Below are 475 nucleotides of genomic sequence, written 5' to 3' on the forward strand. Positions count from 1 at the left end.
GGCTCGCGATGCCGGGGGCCGCTCTGCCGACGGGCGCTGCCGGGGTGCGCTCGTGACGCCGCGGCGCGTGGATCCGGCGCGCGATCCGATCCGCCCGGAGCCGGCCGCGGCCGTGCGCTTCACGGTGGACGGGGATCCGGTCGAGGGCGTCAGCGGCCAGACCATCGCGGGCGCGCTGCTCGCGTCCGGCACGCTCGCCTGGCGGACGACCGCGAGCGCCGGGCGGCCGCGCGGCGTCTTCTGCGGGATCGGCGTGTGCTTCGACTGCACCGTGACGGTCAACGGCCTGCCCGACGTGCGCGCCTGCCAGCGCCGCGCGGTCGAGGGCGACGTGGTGGAGACCGGGCCGGGCGCGACCGTGCCGGACGCCGGATCGGCCGCACCGACGGATCGCGCGGGGGACGCGTCGTGAGCGGCGCGGACGACCGGCGGCACGTCGTCGTGGTCGGCGCGGGACCTGCCGGGCTGGCTGCCG

General features: G+C 79.4%; 1 protein-coding gene. It reads left to right on the top strand.

All coding sequences use genetic code 11. From position 1 onward, the window contains the following. Nucleotides 1–67: 67 nt before the first annotated feature. Complete coding sequence (locus tag DZG00_RS16450; protein WP_233550189.1) at nt 68–412, top strand: (2Fe-2S)-binding protein; 345 nt, start codon at nt 68–70, stop codon at nt 410–412. The last annotated feature ends 63 nt before the right edge of the window (nt 413–475 follow it).

It is taken from the genome of Clavibacter lycopersici (genome assembly GCF_003576405.1).
Lineage (GTDB): Bacteria > Actinomycetota > Actinomycetes > Actinomycetales > Microbacteriaceae > Clavibacter > Clavibacter lycopersici.